Here is a 16,324-nt window from a genome sequence, read left to right on the forward strand (position 1 = left end):
AGCTCTGGGGGGCGGTGATGGGCAGCGCGGTGTTGACCTATGCGAGCGCCGAACTGGGGCGTGAGGTCACCTACTGGCGCGGACTGCTGGGCGTGTTCATCATGCTGATCATGGTGGCCTCACCATCGGGCTTGCTCGGACTGCTTTCTCGCCTTGGCATGGGATTTCCGGGCGCCAGCGGGAAGGGCCGCTGATGCTGCAGGTTCAACAGCTGGTCAAGTATTTTGGCGGCGTCCATGCGGTCGACGGCGTAAGCTTTGAAGTATCGGCGGGCGAGTGCGTCGCGCTGATAGGGCCCAACGGCGCGGGCAAGTCCACTTGTTTTTCCTGCATCGCCGGTCAGTACGGATTGACGGCTGGCCATGTGTTCTGGAACGGCCAGTCGCTGGAAGGGCTGGCTCCGGCGGTCCGATTGCGTCAGGGCGTGGCACGCACGTTTCAGGTGGCGCAGGTTTTCGAAGTCCTCACAGTGCTACAAAATGTGCAGCTGGCGATACAGGCATCTGCTGGACCGCGGGCTATTTCGGCCTTCAAAAGTCTGGACTGGCAGGCGCGCGGGTCCGCTCTTGCGCTGCTAGGGCGAACCGGCCTGCATGCCTTGGCGGGCGAGGATGTGCTGAGCCTGCCTTATGGCGTAAAAAAGAGGCTCGAACTGACGCTTGCCCTGGCTTCAAGCCCCAAGCTGTTGCTGCTTGACGAACCGGCTGCAGGTCTGGCTGAAGAAGAGCGCGCCAGCCTGATGCTGCTGGTGAAGGAGCTTGCCAGGCAGGGCATGGCCGTGCTTTACACCGAGCACAACATGGACGCGGTGCAAGGGGTGGCCGACCGCGTGCTGGTGCTGATTGAAGGCCGGCTGGCCGCACAAGGCTCATTCGAAGAGGTGTCCCGCGATGCCACGGTGCGAAGGCTTTATCTGGGTGACGGTGGCGGTGGCAGTGATGGCGAAGGTGGGGAAATGGCTCATGCTTGAAGTGCACAAACTTAATGCGTTTTATGGCCAGGCGCAGGCCTTGTTCGAGGTTTCGCTGCAAGTTCGAGTCGGTGAGATGGTTGTGGTGCAAGGGCTCAATGGCGCAGGAAAATCAACACTGCTCAAGGCCTTGATGGGCCTTGAAGTGCGTACCCAGGGCGGCATAATTTGCCAGTCTCCGTCAGGGCCGGTGGATATCGGGCGCCTGGAAACTTACAGGCGCGCGCAAGCCGGACTGGGATTTGTGGCCGAAGACCGCCGGCTGTTTGGCGGACTCACAGTACACGAGAATCTCCATGTGGCAGCCAGCCATGACGTCAGCGCCCAAGAAACGCGGGTGCTTGACTTGTTTCCGGCATTGAAGACGCTGCTCAGGCGACCTGCCGCGCAGATGAGCGGCGGCCAGCAGCAAATGCTGGCGATCGCCCGCACGCTGATGACGGGCCCAAAAATCCTGTTGCTCGATGAGCCGTGCGAATTCGCGATGCCTTGCTTGCCCTCAAACGCCAAGGCACGGCGCTGCTGGTGGTCGAGCAAAATCGCGTGCTGGCATCGCGCGCTGACCGATTGTTGTGGCTGGTTGCGGGTAAAGTCAGGGATTCCTGAACAACAGCCAGGGTTTTACCGCGGCTAGTTCGGTTTCCAATTCATTTTTTAAAGGGACATTGCCATGACCACCCCCACCACCACGCCATCAGGCCTGCAATATGAAGACACCGTGCTGGGCACCGGCGCCATTGCCAAGGCCGGTCAATACGTCAAGGTGCATTACACCGGCTGGCTCTACAACGACGGCGTGCAGGGCGCCAAGTTTGATTCAAGCAAGGACCGTGGCCAGCCTTTCCAGTTTTCGCTCGGCGCGGGTGAAGTTATTCGCGGATGGGACGAGGGCGTGCAAGGCATGTCGGTTGGCGGCACGCGCCGCCTCGTGATACCGGCCGAACTGGGTTACGGTGCGCGTGGCGCCGGCGGAGCAATTCCTCCCAATGCTACGTTGCTGTTTGAGGTTGACTTTCTCGGGACCTGACAGGACCGCGACGATCTGAAATAAGCGGCAGACCCGGCAGCGGGCCTGCGCACCGGATTACCTGCCACGGACCCCTTGGGTTGACCATGATCATTACCAGCCTGCTCGATACCGATCTGTATAAATTCACCATGATGCAGGTGGTGTTGCACCAGTTTCCGGGTGCCGAGGTCGAGTACAAGTTCAAATGCCGCAATGCTGGCGCGCGCGGTATCGGAGATCTTTCGTTCTACGTTCAGGAGATTCGTGAAGAAATCCGCGGGCTTTGCAATTTGCAGTTTCAGGATGCCGAACTGGCTTACCTGAAGGCGATGCGTTTCATCAAAAGTGACTTCGTTGACTTTTTGGGCATCTTCAAGCTCAATGAAAAATATGTCAGTGTCCAGGCCTTGCCTTCAGGTGAACTCGAGGTCCTGATCAAAGGGCCCTGGCTACACACCATACTGTTCGAAATTCCGGTACTGGCCATCATCAATGAGGTCTATTTCCGCAACACGCAGAAGCAGCCCGATTTGACCGAAGGTCGCCAGCGACTGGAGACAAAAATCGGGCAGTTGCAGATCAGGAACCTCGCAGAACTCAAAATTGCCGACTACGGCACGCGCCGCCGTTTCAGCAAGGCCTGGCACGAAGAAGTCCTGCGCACACTGGTAACGCGGCTGGGAATCGGCGTATCCGGTCAACTCGCCGGAACCAGCAATGTGCTGTTGGCGATGAAGCTGGGCTTGACCCCTCTGGGTACTTTGGCGCACGAGTATCTGCAGGCCTGTCAGGCGCTCGGGCCACGTTTGCGTGATAGTCAGGTGTTTGGTTTCGAATCATGGGCCAAGGAGTACCGCGGTGACCTGGGCATCGCGCTATCAGATGTTTATGGTATGAGCGCTTTTTTGCGTGATTTCGATCTCTTCTTCTGCAAGCTGTTTGACGGTGCGCGGCATGACAGCGGCGATCCATTCCAGTGGGGCGAGCGCATGCTGGCGCACTACGTCAAGAATCGCGTTGACCCGAAAACCAAGACGCTGATTTTCAGCGATGGGCTGACGATGCCGCGTACCATTGAGCTTTACCGCCAGTTCAGGGGCCGTTGCCAGCTGGCTTTCGGCATTGGCACCAACCTGACCAATGACCTCGGCTATGAGCCGCTGCAGATTGTCATCAAGATGGTTCGCTGCAACGGGCAGCCCGTGGCCAAACTGTCCGACACGCCGTCTAAAAACATGTGTGACGACGAAAAATATTTGGCTTACCTGCGCCAGGTCTTTGAGATTCCCTCACCGACGTGATCCTCGGGCTCGATAATGGGGAGTTGCGCCGGCCGGCGGCGGGGGCGCGCAATATGGAGACACTGATGAAAGCTTTCCGCTGGACAGCCACTTCGGCCTTGCTATGTCTGCTCCCCGGACTTTCATTTGCCGCCGAGCTGGATGGCAGCAAGCTTTCGGGTTTGTGGGGCGTTCCCTTTGCCGGCCTGCTCTTGTCGATTGCCTTGTTGCCATTGCTTACGCCGTATTTCTGGCACCACCATTTCGGCAAAATCTCTGCTGCCTGGTCGCTGGCATTTTTGTTGCCCTTTGCGCTTATCCATGGCCCGGGCTTGGCCGCCTCTGGCTTCATGCACGCGTTGCTGGAGGAATACCTTCCTTTCATTCTCCTGCTCACGGCGCTGTACACGGTGGCCGGTGGCATTCACATTCGTGGCAACCTTCAAGGCAGCCCGTGGCTGAATACGGCCATCCTGGCGACAGGCGCGCTACTAGCCAGTTTTATGGGCACTACCGGCGCCTCGATGCTGCTGATTCGACCGCTGATTCGCGCCAATGACAACCGTACGCGCAAAACGCATGTCGTCGTCTTCTTTATCTTCATCGTTTCCAATGCCGGCGGTTCGCTGACGCCGCTAGGCGATCCACCACTGTTTCTTGGTTTCCTCAAAGGCGTTGATTTTTTCTGGACCATGGGGCATATTTTTCCAGAAACGCTGTTTCTGGTGCTTGCCTTGCTGGCGATTTTTTACCTGCTGGACAATTGGTTTTATCGCCATCGCGAAGAAATCCGGCAGCCTAATCCGGCGCCCGGCACCCGGCGTATCGGCTTTGACGGCGCCGGCAACTTCTGGCTACTGGGCGGCGTGGCTGGCCTGGTGCTGCTTAGCGGTTTCTGGAAATCGCCCGTGGTTTTCAGCATTACCGGAACCAATGTTGGTCTGCCCGGATTAGTGCGTGATGCCGGGCTGGTCATGATTACCTTCCTGTCGCTGAAAATCACATCCAGCAAGGTGCATGCCGACAACCAGTTCTCCTGGGGACCGATGGCTGAGGTGGCGAAGTTGTTCGCGGGCATTTTTCTCACCATCATTCCGGTGATCGCCATGCTGAAGGCGGGAACGAATGGCCCGTTTGGCGCGGTGGTGTCGGCTGTGACGCGCCCTGACGGCTCGCCTGACCCAGCCATGTACTTCTGGGCCACCGGGCTGCTCAGCTCGTTCCTGGACAACGCGCCGACCTATCTGGTGTTCTTCAACACCGCCGGTGGCGACCCTCAGTCACTGATGACTACTTTTGCCTCCACCCTGGCCGCCATTTCAGCGGGAGCGGTGTTCATGGGTGCCAACACTTATATCGGCAATGCGCCCAACCTGATGGTTAAGGCCATTGCCGAAGACCGCAATGTGAAAATGCCGAGTTTCTTTGGCTACATGCTGTGGTCGGGCGCCGTGCTGATTCCCCTGTTCATCATCATGACTTTGATCTGGTTCAGGTAAAAAGAGAAAACTAAAGAGCGGAGATATTCCTGTGAGCAAACCCAAAATTCTCGTGGTGCGCGCCATCTTTGCGGAAGTGATTGCGCGCCTCGATCAACACTTCGAAGTTGAATCCAACCAGAACGATGAGAGCTGGTCCAGGGCTGAACTAATTGAACACATGCAAGGCAAAGAGGGCGCGTTCACAACTGGCGGCGACCGCATTGATGCCGAACTGCTGGCCGCCTGCCCCCAGCTCAGGATCTGCGCCAATATGGCAGTCGGCTTCAACAATTTTGATATAAAGGCCATGACAGCTGCGGGTGTGCTCGCCACCAATGCGCCTGATGTGCTGACCGAAACCACCGCCGATTTTGGCTTTGCCTTGTTGATGGCCACAGCCAGGCGTATCACGGAGAGCGAACATTTCCTGCGCGCCGGCAAGTGGAACAAGTGGAGCTACGACATGTTTGCCGGTTCCGACATCCATGGCGCAACGCTGGGAATTCTCGGCATGGGCCGCATCGGGCAGGGCATTGCCAAACGGGGCGCGCACGGCTTTGGCATGAAAGTGATTTATCACAACCGTTCCAGGCTGGACGCTGCGCTGGAGGCCGAATGCAAGGCTGGCTACGTCAGCAAGGAGGTGTTGCTCAAGACCGCTGACCATCTGGTGCTGGTGCTGCCTTACTCGCCGGCGTCGCATCACTCCATTGGCGCGGCCGAACTGGCGCTGATGAAACCCACCGCAACGCTGGTCAATATCGCCCGTGGTGGCATCGTGGATGACGCGGCACTGGCTATCGCCCTGTGCAACAGGACGATAGCTGCGGCAGGCCTTGACGTGTTTGAGGGCGAGCCAGCGCTGCACCCCGGCCTGCTGACCGTGCCCAACGTGGTGCTGACGCCGCACATTGCCAGCGCCACCCTGCCTACGCGCCTTGCCATGGCCAGTCTGGCAGCCCGCAACCTGATCGAATTTTTTGCAGGTAACAGGCCTCCGACTCCCTTGAATCCTGAAGTTCTTGTTTTGAAATAAATAGCGCATGACGGATTACGTTCCCCTGATTCTGGCGGCTCTTGCGCTTGTCAACCTGCTGTTGCTGGTGTGGCTGCTTTTTCGTCAGCCTCCCGAAACTGGCCAACAGAAGCTGCTGGCGGAGCTAGGCATCCTGGTAACTGCCAACGAGCGCCTGGAGCGCGAACTTCGCAACGAGGTTAAGACCAGTGCCCGGGACATCCGTGGTGAATTGACGCAAGGCCTCTCATTGTTCCAGCAAGCGCTGTTGGCGCAGTCGTGCGATGTGGCGCGCACGCAGAATGAGCAGATTGACTCCTTCCGGGTGCAGCTCGCCGCCATGCAGCAGCAGGTCTCGCAGGCGTTGCACACGGCCACGCAGTCCCTGGCACAGCAGGCCCGGTCGGGCAGCGAAGCCGTGGCAGCTTCCCTGGCACAGGCCCGCGAAGCGCAGGCTAGCGGGCTGATGCAGGCCCGGGAAGCCCAGGACATGGCGCTCAAGCGCTTTGCCGACGGTCTCAACGATCAGCTGCGGCAACTGGCCGAAGGCAATGAGCGCAGGCTGGAAGAAGTGCGCCAGGTGGTTGAGCAGCGGCTTGCCGCGTTGCAGGAGGGCAATGAGAAAAAGCTCGACCAGATGCGCGCCACCGTCGATGAAAAGCTGCAAACCACGCTGGAAACCCGCCTGGGCGAAAGTTTCAAGCAGGTTGCCGACCGGCTGGAGCAGGTACACAAGGGGCTGGGCGAAATGCAGACGCTGGCGCAGGGCGTGGGCGATCTCAAACACTTGCTGACCAATGTGAAAACGCGTGGCATTTTTGGCGAGGCCCAGCTGTCGGCCTTGCTGGAGCAGGTATTCACCGTCGACCAGTACGCGGCTCAGGTCGTGACGCGGCGCGGTGGAAAAAACCCGGTCGATTTTGCCATCAAGCTACCCGGGCGCTCCGACTCGGGCGAGCCGCTGTGGCTACCCATTGACGCGAAGTTTCCCAATGAAGATTACGAGCGCCTCCTCGATGCGCAGCAGCGCGCCGATGGACCGGGGGCAGAAGTAGCTGGAAAGGCGCTGGAAATGCGAATCCGGCTTGAGGCCAAATCGATTTCTGAAAAGTACATTGAGCCGCCTTACACCACCGACTTTGCCATCCTCTTTTTGCCAACCGAGGGCTTGTATGCCGAGGTGCTGCGCCGTCCCGGCCTGATGGAGACCCTGCAGCGCGACCACCGCATCACGCTGGCCGGGCCTACCACGCTGCTGGCCATGCTCAATTCCCTGCAAATGGGTTTTCGGACCCTGGCGCTGGAAAAGCGCTCCAGCGAAGTCTGGCAGGTGCTGGGCGCGGTGAAAACCGAGTTCGGCAAGTTTGGCGACGTACTGGCCAAAGTCAAATCGCAGACCGAGAGCGTGCTCAATACGCTGAGCAGCGCCGAGCAACGCAGCCGCGTGATGGGCAAGGCCCTGCGCAATGTCGAGGCGCTGCCCGAGGCTGATTCGGCCCGGCTGATTCCCATGGATAAAGAGCTGGACCAGGCGTGAACCGCAATTTATGACCCGCGAGCTGGCCCGACTGATTCTTGCGCAAATCTTTCTGCACGCCTGCATGGCCGGTACGCGCATGGCCGCGCCGCTGCTGGCATTGCGTGAAGGCTACAGTCCGGCGGCTGTCGGTGTGCTGCTGGCGCTATTTGCACTGACTCAGGTTTTTCTGGCGCTGCCGGCCGGTCGCTACGCTGATCGGAACGGCCTCAGGCGTCCTGTCAGCTACAGCGTGCTGGCGGCGGTTATGGGTGCTGGAGCTGCGGTGGTTTTTCCTGTTTTTCCGGTGCTTTGCCTGGCGGCGTTAATGACCGGTGGCGCCACCGGTGCTGCCACCATTTCGCTGCAACGCCATGTCGGGCGTGCCGCGGGTGGCGGTCTTCGGCTCCGGCAGGTGTTCAGCTGGTTGGCGATCGGTCCGGCAATTTCGAACTTTATAGGACCATTTTCCGCCGGCTTGCTGATTGACCATGCAGGCTCAACACCGGGCAGCCTCTGGGGTTATCGCGCGGCTTTTCTCATGATGGCGGTGCTGCCGCTTGCTACCTGGTTTCTGGTTCGTCACACCCGCGAATTGCCCCCGCTGGTCACCGCAGACGCCAGCACCCGTCCGAAAGCCTGGGATCTGCTGCAACAGCCCATGTTTCGCCGGCTGATGCTGATCAACTGGCTGCTTTCGTCCTGCTGGGATGTGCACACTTTTGTGGTGCCGGTGCTGGGCTTTGAAAGAGGCATCAGCGCGTCGGTGATTGGCTCCATCCTGGGCGCATTTGCGGTGGCTGCGGCGGTCATCCGCATGTTGATGCCGCTAGTCGCTTCGCACCTGCGCGAGTGGCGTGTACTGGCGTTTTCCATGCTCGCCACTGCGCTGCTTTTTGCGGTCTACCCGCTCATGCCAACGGCTTTGGCCATGGGATTATGTTCGGTGTTGCTGGGCTTTTCGCTGGGTATGGTGCAGCCCATGATCATGAGCATGTTGCACCAGATCACGCCCGAGGAAAGGCACGGCGAGGCGCTGGGCTTGCGGCTGATGGCGATCAACGGTTCAAGCGTGCTCATGCCCATGCTGTTCGGTTCGGCCGGCGCTCTGATAGGCATAGCCGGCGTGTTCTGGGTCACCGGCGCCATGGTGGGAGCCGGGTCGCGACTCGCCTGGCTTCTCAAGCACAGCATGAAGCTACCTGAAAAGAACCAGACCGTCGCTCCTGCTGCAAACGCCAAAAGTCAGAGTTCGTAAAAAGCCTTGATGGCGTCCCAAGCCAGTTGCGGGTCATCGACATACTTGAAGAGTTTGAGGTCATCGGGCGAAATCGCGCCTTCTTCGATCATCACCTCAAAGTTAAAAAGCCGTTTCCAGTAATCGGAACCAAACAAGATAATGGGCACCGGCTTGGCCTTGCGGGTTTGCACCAGCGTGATGACTTCAAACAGCTCGTCTAGTGTGCCAAAGCCACCGGGAAAGGCCACCAGCGCCTTGGCGCGCATCATGAAATGCATTTTGCGCAGGGCGAAGTAATGAAACTTGAAGTTCAGCGATGGCGATATATAGGGATTGGATGATTGCTCGTGTGGCAATACGATGTTGAGCCCCACCGTGAGGGCGCCCATTTCCTGGGCGCCACGATTGGCCGCCTCCATGATGCCGGGGCCGCCACCGGTGCAGATGAACAACTGCTCCGAGGGGTGACGCGGGTTACTGTAACCCGCCACGATGCGCGCGAACAGGCGGGCCTGGTCGTAGTAGTAAGCGTTGCGTACATGGCGTTGGGCCACTTTCAGCGCGGCTTCATCACCACTCTCCGCGGCCAGCTTGAGTGCCGCGTCGGCCTGCTCGGGGGCAGGGAAGCGGGCGCTGCCGAACACCACAATGGTGTTTTCAATTCCCTGCTCCTGCTGATCAATTTCCGGCTTGAGCATTTCAAGCTGGATGCGGATGCCGCGGGTTTCGCGCCTGAGTAAAAACTCCGGATCGGCAAATGCCAGCCGATTGGAATCGGGCCGCAAAGGCGTCGAGTCGTTTGAAAGCGCGTGCAGCTCAGCCCAAGCATTCGCCAAGCGGTCTTCGGATAAATCTTGTGTTTGTTCCATGAGGTATTTTCAAAGAAGGGAAAGCAGGTTTACGATGACCGCGTGCCAAGTGTCGGCCCCTATCAGGAGCCGGCCGGTACGAAAAAAGGCTCCATGAGGAGCCTTTTTGGCAATGAGCCACGCGCCGGGGCAGGTCCCGGGCTTAGACGCGCTTGCGGTACTCGCCGGTGCGGGTATCGATTTCAACCACATCGCCCTGCGCCACAAAAATCGGCACGCCGATTTCAAAGCCGGTGGCAATCTTGGCAGGCTTCAGAACCTTGCCCGAGGTATCGCCCTTGACGGCCGGTTCAGTCCAGGTGATTTCGCGTTGCACGCTGGTCGGTACTTCAACGGAAATGGCCTTGCCGTCATAGAAAACGACTTCCAGGTCCATGCCGTCTTGCAGGTAGTTCAGCGAGTCGCCCATGTTTTCGGCTTCGACTTCATACTGGTTGTATTCAGAATCCATGCAGATATACATCGGGTCGGCAAAGTAGGAGTAGGTGCATTCCTTCTTGTCGAGAAAGACCTGGTCCAGCTTGTCGTCGGCCTTGAAAACGACTTCGGTGTTGAAGGTGGCGATCAGGCTCTTGAGCTTCATGCGCACGGTGGCGGAATTGCGCCCACCGCGGCTGTATTCGGTCTTGAGCACGACCATCGGGTCCTTGCCGTTCATGATGACGTTTCCGACGCGGATTTCTTGAGCGATTTTCATGGCAGTTTTACTGAGAGTAGACCGCGGAACGGTTGCAGGAATGTGCAGGTTCTGCGGCGGGTTATATGACCGGTAATTGACGGGTTATGCGTTTCGCCCCATTGGGCTGATCGGCAAAGCCGCTGATTTTAACTTTTTTTTGCAACAAATTCGAGCAGCTGGCTGCTCAGGTCACCTTGGGCCAGCAGGCGGGAGCGGGCGGCGAGGGTGCAGGTTTGCCAGGCCGACAGTTCCGTCAGAGGCTGGCTTGCGGCCACTCTCCCTTCGCTTGACTGATTCCAGACCGCGTGAAAGACTCGTAGCGAGGGTGGTGCCTGCAGCCAATCCAGAAAGGCATCGAGCTTGTGCAGGTGAGCCTCGTCATGCTGCGGGTAAATCTGCCAGACAAAGGGCTTTCCGGCCCAAAGGGCGCGTACCACCGAGTCTTCGCCGCGCACAAAATTGAGGTCGCAGGCCCACAACAACGAATCAAAGGCAGACTGGGTGAGTAGCGGAAGGTATGAAATTGATAGCAACTCGTGACCGTAAAAACTCGACATGACGGGCTTTTTGCCTAAAAATAAGGTTTTTACCGCTTTTGCTGCCCGTCCCGCTGCCACCAGCAGGCGTACCGGCCTTCCCTCAAGGCCATGCGCTGCCCAACCGGTCAGTAGCGCGCCCAGCAAGCGGGGTTCGTAGCAGAACAGGGAAACCAGCCTTTCGTCGTCCGGACGGCCTTTTCGCGTGATGCCCTGCGCCGCCAGCCAGGCGCCGCAGTCAAAACGGGCTTGCCGCTGCATCAGACCAGGCTCGCGCAGCAGGCCGCCGGTTGAGGCCGTGAAGCCGGGGTAAAAAAACCATTTGGTCCAGCCGGCCGACGGGCCATTTTGCACCGGTGAGGGCATGGCGTGGCTGCGTTCGACATAACTTTCAGCGGACAGGTATTCAAGGTTGATCCATACAGGTTTCGGCCCTGTTCTCCCCTGAACATCGACACAAGCTGCTATGAATTCAGACGTTATTTCGCAGCCGAAAGCTGCCACCAAAACGTCCGGCGGCTGCAGCGCAAGGCGGGCCGCTCGCAGGTCAAGCGGCTCCTCCCAGGGCAGTACCTGAACGTCTTTGCAACCGGCCGGCGCCATCCAGCGCAGCGCTGACGCGTCGTCCACCCACAGTCGCACACGATGACCGCGCGTCGCCAGGTCGGCGGCCAAGCGCCAGCACACGCCAATGTCCCCAAAGTTGTCGATGACTTTGCAAAAAATGTCCCACTGCAGGCGGCGATTCATGGAAGGATTGTCCACAATACGGTCATCCGTTCAATTGCCGACATGACCCAAATCCACGAATTCGATCCCCAACTGCTGAGCGAAGTCGCTGCCTTGCCAGCGCTGCCTGGCGTTTACCGCTACTTCGACGCGGAAGGCGGCGTGCTTTACGTCGGCAAGGCGCGCGACCTGAAAAAGCGCGTCACCAGCTATTTCCAAAAGAACCATGGCGGCACCCGCATCGGCCACATGATCACCAAGATCGTCCGCATGGAAACCACAGTGGTGCGCTCGGAAGCCGAGGCGCTGCTGCTGGAAAACAACCTGATCAAGACGCTCAACCCCAAGTACAACATCCTGTTTCGGGACGACAAGAGCTACCCCTACCTCAAGCTCACCGCAGCTCAGATCAAGGAGGAGGGCGGGCCCCGGCTGGCAACGGCTTTTCCGCGCATTGCCTACTACCGTGGCGCGGTCGAAAAGAAGCACCGTTACTTTGGCCCCTATCCCAGCGCCTGGGCAGTGAAGGACACAATTTTGCTGCTGCAAAAGGTGTTCAGGCTGCGCACCTGCGAAGACACGGTGTTCAACAACCGCACCCGGCCCTGTCTGCTGTATCAGATCAAGCGCTGTTCAGCGCCCTGCGTGGGCCATGTGTCGGCTGAGCAATATGCGCTCGACACAGCCAACGCCGAGCGCTTCCTGCAGGGGCAGACCCAGGAAATCCTGAGCGAGCTGGAAAAGAAAATGCTGGCGCACGCCGACCGGCTGGAGTTTGAGCAGGCGGCGGAGTTGCGCAACCAGATGGCTGCGCTGTCCAAGGTGCTGCACCAGCAGTCAATGGAAATCGGCGGTGACAAGGATGTGGACATCCTCGCGGTCAAAGTGCAGGGCGGCAAAGCCTGCGTCAACCTCGCCATGGTGCGGGGTGGCCGTCACTTGGGCGACCGGCCCTACTTTCCGACGCATGTGGAGAACGCCACCGATGCGGCCGCGCTGGATGCCGGGCTCGATTCTTCAGTGGTTCAGGCGAAGGAGAAATCGTTGGAGTCGCTGATTCTCGAAGCCTTTGTCGCGCAGCACTACATTGATGTGCCGGTGCCGCCTACGCTGGTGGTCAGCGAGCCCGTCGACAAAGACCTGATGGCAGCGCTGTCCGAGCGGACGGGCAGCCGTGTGACTGCCATTCACCAGCCGCATGAGCAGCGCCGCATCTGGCTGGAAATGGCGCAGAAAAATGCCGGCCTTCAGCTGGCGCGGCTGCTGGCCGAACAAGGCTCGCAACAGGCGCGCACGCGAGCGCTGGCTGAAGCGCTCGATCTGCCCATGGACAAGCTGGACGATTTGCGCATCGAGTGTTTTGACATCTCCCACACGGCCGGGGAATCGACCCAGGCCTCCTGCGTGGTGTTCAAGGAGCACAAGATGCAGAACAGCGAATACCGCCGCTACAACATCGAAAACATTACTCCGGGTGACGACTACGCGGCTATGCGGCAGGTCTTGATGCGCCGCTACACCAAACTCGCCGAGGCTGCGCGAAATGGGGAGGCCAGACTACCGGACCTGGTGCTGGTCGACGGTGGCAAGGGCCAGGTGTCCATGGCGCGTGAGGTGTTCGTCGAGCTGGGGCTGGATCTGGCGCTGATCGCCGGGGTTGAAAAGGGCGAGGGCCGCAAGGTTGGCCTGGAAGAGCTGGTGTTTGCCGATGGCCGCGACAAGGTCTACCTGGGCCGCGATTCGGCCGCGCTGATGCTGATTGCGCAAATCAGGGATGAAGCGCACCGCTTTGCCATCACCGGCATGCGCGCCAAGCGGGCCAAAGTCAGGGTGGGCGGAAGCCGGCTTGAAGACATCGCCGGGATCGGTCCAAAAAAACGGGCCAGCCTGTTGCAGCGCTTTGGCGGTGTGCGCGGAATTGCATCGGCCAGTGTCGAAGACATCGCGATGGTGGACGGTATTTCAAAAGAGCTGGCCGAGGAAATTTACCGCGCCCTGCATTGAGGCGATCTAAGTGGGGCCAAGGGGTTCCCGACGCGGTGTTCGCGTTGGCAGCCCCGCTGCGGCAACGAAATTGGGCTATTTTTTGGCATCTGGAGGCGCTGCGGGTTAGCCGCCGGCCGCTCATGCCAAAATCGACACCATGTTTATGACTATTCCCACTGTGATGACCTGGACCCGCATCGTTGCGATTCCACTGATTGTGGGCGTTTTTTACCTGAACATCGCGCCGGCCGAGCGCAACCTGATTGCCACCGTGATGTTTGTCGTCTTTGCGGCGACCGACTGGCTGGACGGCTTCCTGGCGCGCAAGCTGAACCAGACTTCCTCTTTTGGGGCTTTCCTCGATCCGGTGGCCGACAAATTCCTCGTTTGCGCTTCTCTGCTGGTGCTGGTGCACCTGCAACGTGCCGATGTGTTCGTGGCGCTCATCATCATTGGCCGGGAGATTGCCATTTCCGCGCTGCGTGAGTGGATGGCCCAAATCGGTGCTTCCAGAAGCGTCGCCGTGCACATGCTGGGCAAGGTCAAGACGGTGGTGCAGATGATTGCGATTCCCTTCCTCCTCTACGACGGTCGCTTGTTCGGGGTGGTAAATACCCCGGTGTGGGGCACCTGGCTCATCTGGATTTCCGCCATTTTGACGATCTGGTCCATGGCTTATTACCTGAAAAAAGCCATTCCAGAAATTCGCGCGCGGACCAAGTGAGCCCTTTTTGAGCGCCGCGCAGCCCTCCAGCGCACTGATTCGGGCCATGCCCGCCGTGTTCGTGGTGATCTGGAGTACCGGCTTCATCGTGGCCAAGTTCGGTCTGCCTTTCGCGCCGCCGCTGAGCTTCCTGGTTATTCGCTACGCCTTGTCCATCGTCTGCTTTCTGGCCTGGATCAGGTTCAGCCATGCGCGCTGGCCCCGCAGCCGCCGGCAGTGGCTGCATCTGGCGGCGACCGGGGTGTTGATGCATGGCGGTTACCTGAGCGGGGTCTGGGTAGCGGTCAAGGGCGGCATGGGTTCGGGTCTTGTGGCGTTGATTGTGGGCTTACAGCCGGTATTGACGGCGCTTTGGATTTCATGGGCCGGTTCTTCGGGGCATTCGAGCCAGGGGAAATCGCAAGCCCGTGTCACGCCGCGTCAGTGGGTCGGACTGATGTTGGGACTGAGCGGCCTGCTGCTGGTGGTGGCCCGCAAATTTGGCAGCGGCAGTGAGGTCACCGCGCTGACCCTGGGCTGCGCTGTGTTTGCCTTGTTCAGCATCACGGTCGGAACGCTCTACCAGAAACATTTTGTCCAGCCAACCGATGTTCGCAGTGCCAATGCCATCCAATTGGCGGCGGCTTTGCTGGTGACTCTGCCATTTGCCTTGATGGAAACCGAAGCGATTGTCTGGAATCGAGAATTCATGGGCGCTATGGCGTGGTCGGTTCTGGCCCTGACGCTGGGCGGCAGTTCTCTGCTTTACCTGCTGATCCAGCGTGGCGCGGCCACGTCGGTAACCAGCCTGCTTTACCTTGTGCCACCCACGACCGCCCTGATGGCATGGCTGCTGTTTGGCGAAGCCATCACGCTGGCAACCGTCGCCGGCACTGCACTTACTGCGCTGGGGGTCAGTCTGGTGGTGCGGACCGCGAATCGACAGCACTAGTTTTCCAGGGTGCATCCTCAAACTGCGCTAGCAAATAGTCGATCAGCAGCCGGATACGCCGCGGCGAATCCGTGCGCTGGGGCGCCAGCCAGTGAATATCAGCATCTGGCATGGCGTAGCCTGGCAGCACGCGCACCAGCCGGCCCGAATCCAGTTCGGGCGAAATATCCCAAAGGCTGCGCAGCATGATGCCGCGGCCTTGCAGACACCAATCGCGTACCAGCTCACCCGAGTTGCTCGACAGTGGGCCGTGAACTCTTACCCGCTCAGGTGTTTTCATGCTGCCCCGGTGCAGCGACCATGTATCGAAGCGCTGACCCGTGGCGTCCCCGTTTTCACGCACCAACAGGCAGGCATGGTCTTGCAGCGCCTCCAGCCTTGATGGCGCGCCGCGCTGCTGAAGGTAGTGCGGTGCAGCCACCAAAACGCGTTGATTGCGTGCCAGCCGCCGTGAAACGCACTGGGCTGCCCGCCGGCCCTGAACCGACCACAGCCATATGGCACCGTCGAATCCTTCAAACGCCAGATCCGGTAATTGCTCGGTCAGCTGCAGCTGAATTTCAATGCGCGGATAGCGCTCCTGAAAGCGCGCCAGCGCTGGCCCCAGCCACAAGCGCCCAAAGCCAAAAGTCGCCGCCAGCCGTATCAGGCCGGTGGGTTCCTTCTTTTGCTCCTGCAACTCCGCTTCAAGGGTTGCAAAGCCGAGCAGCAATACCAGCGCGCGCTCGCACAGGGTTTCACCCTCAGCGGTCGGGCTGACGCGCCGGGTGGTGCGTTGAAACAGACGCTGGCCCAGCCGTCCCTCAAGCGCCGCCAGCCGTTTGGTGACGACCGGGGGTGCCACATCAAGCCTGAGCGCCGCTGCAGTCAGACTGCCGCAGTCGCGTATCGCGAGTACCAGCTCCAGATCACTGCGCTCCATTCATGCCTTCAAAGAAATAATCAGTTGCCAGATTATTGCTTGAATAAAATGCGCGGTTTCTGCAAAATCGGATGAGAACATAAAAATTGCGGAGACCTTGTATGCCATTACTTTCTTGCATTACAAATGCACGACGCCTACTAAAAGCTTCTGCAATGTTGCATGCGACGATGTGCGAAGGTCAGCCCGCCTGGCGCCGGGCGTTTTCCGACAAACCCGACCGGCTGGTTGTGCCCAATGAGCCTGACGGCTGCGCGGACTTCGCGGCACGACTTATTGCCGACGCATGAGGAAAACGGCTTGGTCCGCACGAAATCGTCGACGACCGCGCTGCCACCTGGCGCGCGAAGGGTTTGATGCCTGTCCTCAAACACCGGAGCAGTCGGATGTGCTGAGCTGCCTCGAGTCTCGAGGCTGGAAAAAGCTGATCGCTCGCG

Annotated in this window: 16 protein-coding genes; 12 read left to right on the forward strand and 4 right to left on the reverse strand. The window is 59.4% G+C overall.

What is annotated here, in order from left to right; genetic code table 11:
- The 9 genes from HHJ19_RS01150 to HHJ19_RS01190 all read left to right on the forward strand — a co-directional run.
- The coding region (locus HHJ19_RS01150; protein WP_296903349.1) for a hypothetical protein at positions 1-194 on the forward strand (194 nt) is incomplete at its 5' end.
- Positions 194-970, forward strand: a complete 777-nt coding sequence (locus tag HHJ19_RS01155; protein WP_296903350.1) for an ABC transporter ATP-binding protein — start codon at positions 194-196, stop codon at positions 968-970. The genes HHJ19_RS01150 and HHJ19_RS01155, both read left to right, overlap by 1 nt.
- On the forward strand, positions 963-1,604 hold the full coding sequence (locus HHJ19_RS01160) for an ATP-binding cassette domain-containing protein (protein WP_296903352.1): 642 nt from the start codon (positions 963-965) through the stop codon (positions 1,602-1,604). The genes HHJ19_RS01155 and HHJ19_RS01160 overlap by 8 nt, the downstream gene beginning before the upstream one ends.
- 36 nt (positions 1,605-1,640) lie before the next feature.
- Complete coding sequence (locus HHJ19_RS01165) at positions 1,641-1,997, forward strand: FKBP-type peptidyl-prolyl cis-trans isomerase (protein ID WP_296903354.1); 357 nt, start codon at positions 1,641-1,643, stop codon at positions 1,995-1,997.
- 86 nt (positions 1,998-2,083) lie between these two features.
- On the forward strand, positions 2,084-3,280 hold the full coding sequence (pncB, locus tag HHJ19_RS01170; protein WP_296903356.1) for a nicotinate phosphoribosyltransferase: 1,197 nt from the start codon (positions 2,084-2,086) through the stop codon (positions 3,278-3,280).
- A gap of 65 nt (positions 3,281-3,345) precedes the next feature.
- Positions 3,346-4,758, forward strand: a complete 1,413-nt coding sequence (locus HHJ19_RS01175) for a sodium:proton antiporter (protein ID WP_296903358.1) — start codon at positions 3,346-3,348, stop codon at positions 4,756-4,758.
- 31 nt (positions 4,759-4,789) lie between these two features.
- Entirely contained in the window at positions 4,790-5,776 is a 987-nt protein-coding gene (locus HHJ19_RS01180; protein WP_296903359.1) for a D-glycerate dehydrogenase, read from the forward strand.
- A gap of 7 nt (positions 5,777-5,783) precedes the next feature.
- The gene (gene rmuC / locus HHJ19_RS01185; RefSeq protein WP_296903361.1) at positions 5,784-7,292 is read left to right on the forward strand and encodes a DNA recombination protein RmuC; all 1,509 of its coding nucleotides are present in this window, start codon (positions 5,784-5,786) and stop codon (positions 7,290-7,292) included.
- A 10-nt stretch (positions 7,293-7,302) separates the two neighbouring features.
- Positions 7,303-8,529: an MFS transporter gene (locus tag HHJ19_RS01190; protein WP_296903363.1), complete on the forward strand. Its 1,227-nt coding sequence runs from the start codon at positions 7,303-7,305 to the stop codon at positions 8,527-8,529.
- On the opposite strand, the gene HHJ19_RS01195 is transcribed toward HHJ19_RS01190, so the two are convergent.
- The 3 genes from HHJ19_RS01195 to earP form a co-directional block, all read right to left on the reverse strand.
- Positions 8,517-9,380 carry a TIGR00730 family Rossman fold protein gene (locus tag HHJ19_RS01195; RefSeq protein ID WP_296903366.1) on the reverse strand — a complete coding sequence of 288 codons (864 nt, stop codon included), beginning with the start codon at positions 9,378-9,380 and terminating at the stop codon, positions 8,517-8,519. The genes HHJ19_RS01190 and HHJ19_RS01195 overlap by 13 nt on opposite strands.
- 142 nt (positions 9,381-9,522) lie before the next feature.
- Positions 9,523-10,077 (reverse strand): elongation factor P, encoded by a 555-nt coding sequence (gene efp / locus HHJ19_RS01200; protein ID WP_296903367.1) that lies wholly within the window; start codon positions 10,075-10,077, stop codon positions 9,523-9,525.
- Between the two features lie 128 nt (positions 10,078-10,205).
- Positions 10,206-11,345, reverse strand: coding sequence for an elongation factor P maturation arginine rhamnosyltransferase EarP (gene earP / locus HHJ19_RS01205; RefSeq protein ID WP_296903369.1), 1,140 nt, complete (start codon positions 11,343-11,345; stop codon positions 10,206-10,208).
- Positions 11,346-11,387: 42 nt separating this feature from the next.
- Here earP and uvrC point away from each other — a divergent pair, with 42 nt between their 5' ends.
- The 3 genes from uvrC (at position 11,388) to HHJ19_RS01220 (ending at position 14,965) form a co-directional block, all read left to right on the forward strand.
- Positions 11,388-13,328, forward strand: coding sequence for an excinuclease ABC subunit UvrC (uvrC, locus tag HHJ19_RS01210; protein ID WP_296903371.1), 1,941 nt, complete (start codon positions 11,388-11,390; stop codon positions 13,326-13,328).
- 139 nt (positions 13,329-13,467) lie between these two features.
- Positions 13,468-14,034 carry a CDP-diacylglycerol--glycerol-3-phosphate 3-phosphatidyltransferase gene (pgsA, locus tag HHJ19_RS01215; RefSeq protein WP_296903373.1) on the forward strand — a complete coding sequence of 189 codons (567 nt, stop codon included), beginning with the start codon at positions 13,468-13,470 and terminating at the stop codon, positions 14,032-14,034.
- Positions 14,035-14,080: 46 nt separating this feature from the next.
- Positions 14,081-14,965 (forward strand): DMT family transporter, encoded by an 885-nt coding sequence (locus tag HHJ19_RS01220; protein ID WP_296903496.1) that lies wholly within the window; start codon positions 14,081-14,083, stop codon positions 14,963-14,965.
- Here HHJ19_RS01220 and HHJ19_RS01225 read toward each other — a convergent pair.
- Complete coding sequence (locus tag HHJ19_RS01225) at positions 14,928-15,887, reverse strand: LysR family transcriptional regulator (protein ID WP_296903374.1); 960 nt, start codon at positions 15,885-15,887, stop codon at positions 14,928-14,930. The genes HHJ19_RS01220 and HHJ19_RS01225 overlap by 38 nt on opposite strands.
- Positions 15,888-16,324: the final 437 nt, after the last annotated feature.

This window comes from Polaromonas sp., from assembly GCF_012927415.1.
Taxonomy (GTDB): domain Bacteria; phylum Pseudomonadota; class Gammaproteobacteria; order Burkholderiales; family Burkholderiaceae_C; genus Polaromonas.

Coding starts and splice junctions, on each gene's coding strand:
- HHJ19_RS01155 (WP_296903350.1), top strand. CDS start 194: ATGCTGCAGGTTCAACAGCTGGTCAAGTATTTTGGCGGCGTCCATGCG.
- HHJ19_RS01160 (WP_296903352.1), top strand. CDS start 963: ATGCTTGAAGTGCACAAACTTAATGCGTTTTATGGCCAGGCGCAGGCC.
- HHJ19_RS01165 (WP_296903354.1), top strand. CDS start 1,641: ATGACCACCCCCACCACCACGCCATCAGGCCTGCAATATGAAGACACC.
- pncB (WP_296903356.1), top strand. CDS start 2,084: ATGATCATTACCAGCCTGCTCGATACCGATCTGTATAAATTCACCATG.
- HHJ19_RS01175 (WP_296903358.1), top strand. CDS start 3,346: ATGAAAGCTTTCCGCTGGACAGCCACTTCGGCCTTGCTATGTCTGCTC.
- rmuC (WP_296903361.1), top strand. CDS start 5,784: ATGACGGATTACGTTCCCCTGATTCTGGCGGCTCTTGCGCTTGTCAAC.
- HHJ19_RS01190 (WP_296903363.1), top strand. CDS start 7,303: ATGACCCGCGAGCTGGCCCGACTGATTCTTGCGCAAATCTTTCTGCAC.
- HHJ19_RS01195 (WP_296903366.1), bottom strand. CDS start 9,380: ATGGAACAAACACAAGATTTATCCGAAGACCGCTTGGCGAATGCTTGG.
- efp (WP_296903367.1), bottom strand. CDS start 10,077: ATGAAAATCGCTCAAGAAATCCGCGTCGGAAACGTCATCATGAACGGC.
- earP (WP_296903369.1), bottom strand. CDS start 11,345: ATGAATCGCCGCCTGCAGTGGGACATTTTTTGCAAAGTCATCGACAAC.
- uvrC (WP_296903371.1), top strand. CDS start 11,388: ATGACCCAAATCCACGAATTCGATCCCCAACTGCTGAGCGAAGTCGCT.
- pgsA (WP_296903373.1), top strand. CDS start 13,468: ATGTTTATGACTATTCCCACTGTGATGACCTGGACCCGCATCGTTGCG.
- HHJ19_RS01220 (WP_296903496.1), top strand. CDS start 14,081: ATGCCCGCCGTGTTCGTGGTGATCTGGAGTACCGGCTTCATCGTGGCC.
- HHJ19_RS01225 (WP_296903374.1), bottom strand. CDS start 15,887: ATGGAGCGCAGTGATCTGGAGCTGGTACTCGCGATACGCGACTGCGGC.